General features: G+C 71.9%; 5 protein-coding genes. 1 reads left to right on the top strand and 4 read right to left on the bottom strand.

What is annotated here, in order from left to right; all coding sequences use genetic code 11:
• Positions 1-116: 116 nt before the first annotated feature.
• From AC51EU_RS27690 to AC51EU_RS27680, 3 genes are all read right to left on the bottom strand, one after another.
• A complete protein-coding gene (locus AC51EU_RS27690; RefSeq protein ID WP_003982531.1) occupies positions 117-419 on the bottom strand; it encodes a DUF4193 domain-containing protein in 303 nt (100 codons plus the stop codon).
• Positions 420-952: 533 nt separating this feature from the next.
• Positions 953-2,221: a sensor histidine kinase gene (locus tag AC51EU_RS27685; RefSeq protein ID WP_496269824.1), complete on the bottom strand. Its 1,269-nt coding sequence runs from the start codon at positions 2,219-2,221 to the stop codon at positions 953-955.
• 6 nt (positions 2,222-2,227) lie between these two features.
• Entirely contained in the window at positions 2,228-2,881 is a 654-nt protein-coding gene (locus AC51EU_RS27680; protein WP_496269823.1) for a response regulator transcription factor, read from the bottom strand.
• Between the two features lie 315 nt (positions 2,882-3,196).
• Between AC51EU_RS27680 and AC51EU_RS27675 the strand changes: the two genes are divergently transcribed.
• The gene (locus AC51EU_RS27675) at positions 3,197-3,370 is read left to right on the top strand and encodes a hypothetical protein (protein WP_496269822.1); all 174 of its coding nucleotides are present in this window, start codon (positions 3,197-3,199) and stop codon (positions 3,368-3,370) included.
• Positions 3,371-3,433: 63 nt separating this feature from the next.
• Here the strand turns inward: AC51EU_RS27675 and AC51EU_RS27670 are convergent, their stop codons facing one another.
• Positions 3,434-4,234, bottom strand: coding sequence for an inositol monophosphatase family protein (locus tag AC51EU_RS27670; RefSeq protein ID WP_496269821.1), 801 nt, complete (start codon positions 4,232-4,234; stop codon positions 3,434-3,436).
• Positions 4,235-4,275: the final 41 nt, after the last annotated feature.

The raw sequence follows: 4,275 nt of genomic DNA, 5'->3' as shown, positions 1-4,275 counted from the left end.
GGCGGTGGGGTCGGGGTGCTCGGGCGCGGTGTCCTCATGTGCTCGTGCGCCGGCCGCCGGGCCCTTGCCGCCCTTCTTGCGGAACGGGTTCACGCCTGTCACGGCGCCGACCGGTCTCAGGCCGCGCAGTCGCGGCAGATCGGCTGGCCGTTCTTGTCCTCCGCGGCGAGCTGGCTGCGGTGGTGGACCAGGAAGCAGCTCATGCAGGTGAACTCGTCCTGCTGCTTGGGCAGGACGCGGACGGCCAGTTCTTCGTTGGACAGGTCGGCGCCGGGGAGTTCCAGGCCCTCGGCCTGCTCGAACTCGTCGACGTCGACGGCCGAGGCGGACTTGTCGTTCCGCCGCGACTTCAGTTCCTCGATGCTGTCCTCGTTGAGGTCGTCATCGGTCTTGCGTGGAGTGTCGTAATCCGTTGCCATGTCGCTCTCCCCCTCCGGGTGTCTGCGGTGTCTCAGCGCTCGTAACGCATGAGAGGCCGGACTTGTGCCCGACCTGAGGCGGAGATTTTGCCTCACATCAAGGTCTGTTACTCAATCGACACCCAACCGCACCCCTGAAGAGGTGATCGGTTTGGATGGCGAACAGGACCGTACACGGTCCGAATGTCGCACTGTACGGAAGCCGTCCCCTGTACTTCCCGTGAACGGTGCCCGGGGAAACCCGGATTTTCCCGGCTTTCCACCGGTCTCTCCGGTCACGGAGCGTCGACGGCCGGAAATTCGCGCCTGTGAGCGATCACACACGTCCACAGGGCGGGCGAGCCGTCCGAATTCCGCGCAAAGCGAACTGGGGCGAAGGATGACCGGCCGACCCCGTTCCCGTCAAACCGCCCGCCGCGGGCGCAGGCGGCACGGCGGCGTCCGCGCGGCCACCGGTGCGCCCGGCGGACGTGCCGTGGCACGGCGGACGGCCCCGGGGCACGCGGGCGCTCCCCGGGGGCCGGGGCCGTGCGTCACAACGGCAGCACCACCCGCATCGTGAGGCCGCCGCCGTCGCGCGGCTCGGCGGTGATGGTGCCGTCGTGGGCGCGCACCACGGAGCGGACGATGGACAGGCCCAGTCCGACGCCCTTGTCGCTGCCGGTGCGCTCGGTGCGCAGGCGGCGGAAGGGCTCGAAGAGGTTCTCCACCTCGTAGGCGGGGACGACGGGCCCGCTGTTGGAGACCACCAGGACGGCGCAGCCCGGCTGCGGCTCGGTGGTGACCTCCACCCATCCGTCGGGGACGTTGTAGCGCACGGCGTTCTGGACGAGGTTGAGCGCGATGCGCTCCAGCAGGACGCCGCTGCCCTGGACGAAGACCTGCCGGCGCACGCCGCGGAACTCCACGCCCTTGGCCTGGGCCTCGCCGCGGGTCTGGTCGACGGCCTGGGAGGCGACCTCGGCCAGGTCCACCGGCCTCTTGTCGACGATCTTGTTCTCGCTGCGGGCGAGCAGCAGCAGGCCCTCCACCAGCTGCTCGCTGCGCTCGTTGGTGGCCAGCAGCGTCCTGCCCAGCTGGACCAGCTCCGGGGAGGCGTCCGGGTCGGAGAGCTGCACCTCCAGCAGGGTGCGGTTGATCGCCAACGGGGTACGCAGCTCGTGCGAGGCGTTGGCGACGAACCGCCGCTGGGACTCGAAGGCCCGGTCCAGCCGGTCGAGCATCTCGTCGAAGGTGTCCGCGAGCTCCTTCAGCTCGTCGTCGGGGCCGCCCAGCTCGATCCTGCGGTGCAGGTCGGAACCGGCGACCCGCTGCGCGGTGCGCGTGATCCGGCCCAGCGGCGACAGCACCCGCCCCGCCATCGCGTACCCGAAGGCGAACGCGACGACGGTCAGCCCGAGCAGGGTCAGCAGCGAGCGGTTGAGCAGCCCGTTCAGCGCGACCGCGTGCTGGTGCTGGAGGCACTCGCCGGCCGCGCGGTTGAGCTGGGGGATGTCGTTGACGGCGCTCAGTCCGGGGCAGGTGGAGCTGGAGATCCGCAGCGAATCCGCGTCATCGATCTTGAAGGGCAGCTGGTTGCCGACGCTCAGCGCGTTGGCCGCCAGGATGTAGATGATCGTCAGCAGGACGACGCCGGCCATCAGGAACATCCCGCCGTACAGCAGGGTGAGCCGTATCCGGATGGTGGGCCGCAGCCAGGGGAAGGGCCTCACGGTCACCGGCTGGGGGTCCCAGGTGGGCTTGGGCGGGGTGGGGGGCGGTGGGGTGGCCGAGGGCCTGGAGAACGACGGCAGGGACGGCATCGGCGGTCAGATCCGGTATCCGGAGCCGGGCACCGTGACGATCACCGCGGGCTCGCCCAGTTTGCGGCGCAGGGTCATGACGGTGACGCGGACGACGTTGGTGAACGGGTCGGTGTTCTCGTCCCACGCCTTCTCCAGCAGCTGCTCCGCGGAGACGACGGTGCCCTCGCTGCGCATCAGCACCTCCAGCACCGCGAACTCCTTGGGCGCCAGCTGCACCTCCCGGCCGTCGCGGAACACCTCGCGCCGGTTGGGGTCGAGCTTGATGCCCGCCCGCTCCAGGACCGGCGGCAGCGCGACGGTCGTACGCCGCCCCAGGGCCCGCACCCGGGCGATCAGCTCGGTGAACGCGAACGGCTTGGGCAGGTAGTCGTCCGCCCCGATCTCCAGGCCCTCCACCCGGTCGCTGACGTCCCCGGAGGCCGTCAGCATCAGCACCCGGGTGGGCAGCCCCAGCTCGACAAGCCTGCGGCAGACGTCGTCGCCGTGGACGAGGGGCAGGTCACGGTCGAGGACGACGACGTCGTAGTCGTTGAGCTCGATGCGTTCCAGGGCCGCAGCGCCGTCGTAGACCACGTCGACGGCCATGGCCTCCCGGCGCAGTCCGGTGGCCACCGCATCGGCGAGCAGCTGCTCGTCCTCGACGACGAGAACACGCACGTCGCAATTCCTTCCTCACGGCCCACGGGACGGGGCACGGCAATCCGGCAGAGTTCCTCCATCCTGCCCCCAAGAGCCGTAAACCGGCGGTAAGAGGGGCCGTAGCGCCCACCCCGCGCGGTGACGGAGCGTGTTCGGCGGGATTGCCGGGCGCCTTGAGGTTTCCCTGAGGTGGCGCGGGGGGAGGACGAGTGCACACCCGCGATCACACCCTGCCCGGCGTCGTGTCACGACCTGATCCGCGCAGGGACCACTTCGTGATCGACCCACCCGTCGGCACACCCGTGCCACCGACCCACGACGAGGGGGCGCACCATGGACGCGTTCACCGCAGGCATTCTGCAGCGCATACGGAACACCGAAGCCGATCTGGTCCGGGCCCGCGCGTCGGGCGACGACTTCCTCGCCGAGGTCGAGGAGGCGGAGCTGGAGGACCTGCAGCGCCTGGCCACCGAGCACGGCGTGGAGGTCGGGACGCCCCGCGCCTGACCCGGCCCCACCGGCCCCGCGCCCCGTCGGCCCCCGTGGCTGCCGGGGCGTTGTCGTGCCGCGTCAGTCGTGCCAGGCGCCCAGGTCGTCCAGGAGCGGCTGGAGGACGGCGAACAGCTCCGGGGAGGCGGCCAGCGTCAGCTCGCCGGAGGCGGCCGCCCCCAGGCGGCCGCCGGTGAGCGCGCCGGCCTCGCGGGCGATCAGGACGCCCGCCGCCAGGTCCCACGGGTTCAGGCCGCGCTCGTAGTACGCGTCCAGGCGGCCGCAGGCCACGTCGCACAGGTCGATGGCGGCCGAGCCGCCGCGCCGGATGTCGCGGACCTTCGGCAGCAGGGCGCGGACCACCTCGGCCTGGGCGGCGCGCCGCTCGGTGAGGTAGCCGAAGCCGGTGCCGACCAGCGCCTGGGACAGCGGCGGGGCGGGGCGGTGGCGCACGGGTTCGCCGTTGCGGAAGGCACCGCCGCCGAGGACGGCGTGGTAGGTCTCGCCGCGCATCGGGGCGGCGACCACACCCGCGACGGTGGTGCCGTCGCGTTCCGCGGCGATGGACACGGCCCAGGAGGGCAGGCCGTAGAGGTAGTTGACGGTGCCGTCCACCGGGTCGACGATCCAGCGCACGCCGCTGGTGCCGTCGCTGCTGGCGCCCTCCTCGCCGAGGAAGCCGTCGTCGGGGCGGTGCTCGGCGAGGAAGCCGGTGATCAGCTTCTCGGAGGCGATGTCCATCTCGGTGACGACGTCGATGGGGCTGGTCTTGGTGGCGGCGACGCCCAGGTCGGCGGGCCGGCCGTCGCACAGCAGCCGCCCGGCGCGGTGGGCGGCCTCCAGGGCCAGGGCGAGCAGTTCGTCGTTCAGGGGGTCGGACACGGGGCTCCTTGCGCGGGACGGGCGGGGGACAGGGGGCCGGG

The organism is Candidatus Streptomyces philanthi, from assembly GCF_059553635.1.
Note: the sequence above shows the minus strand (reverse complement) of the source record. Positions and strands in the feature narration are given on the sequence as shown.

Bases quoted from the DNA above. Each gene is read 5' to 3' on its own strand.
- AC51EU_RS27685 (WP_496269824.1), bottom strand. From the start codon at position 2,221: ATGCCGTCCCTGCCGTCGTTCTCCAGGCCCTCGGCCACCCCACCGCCC.
- AC51EU_RS27675 (WP_496269822.1), top strand. From the start codon at position 3,197: ATGGACGCGTTCACCGCAGGCATTCTGCAGCGCATACGGAACACCGAA.
- AC51EU_RS27690 (WP_003982531.1), bottom strand. From the start codon at position 419: ATGGCAACGGATTACGACACTCCACGCAAGACCGATGACGACCTCAAC.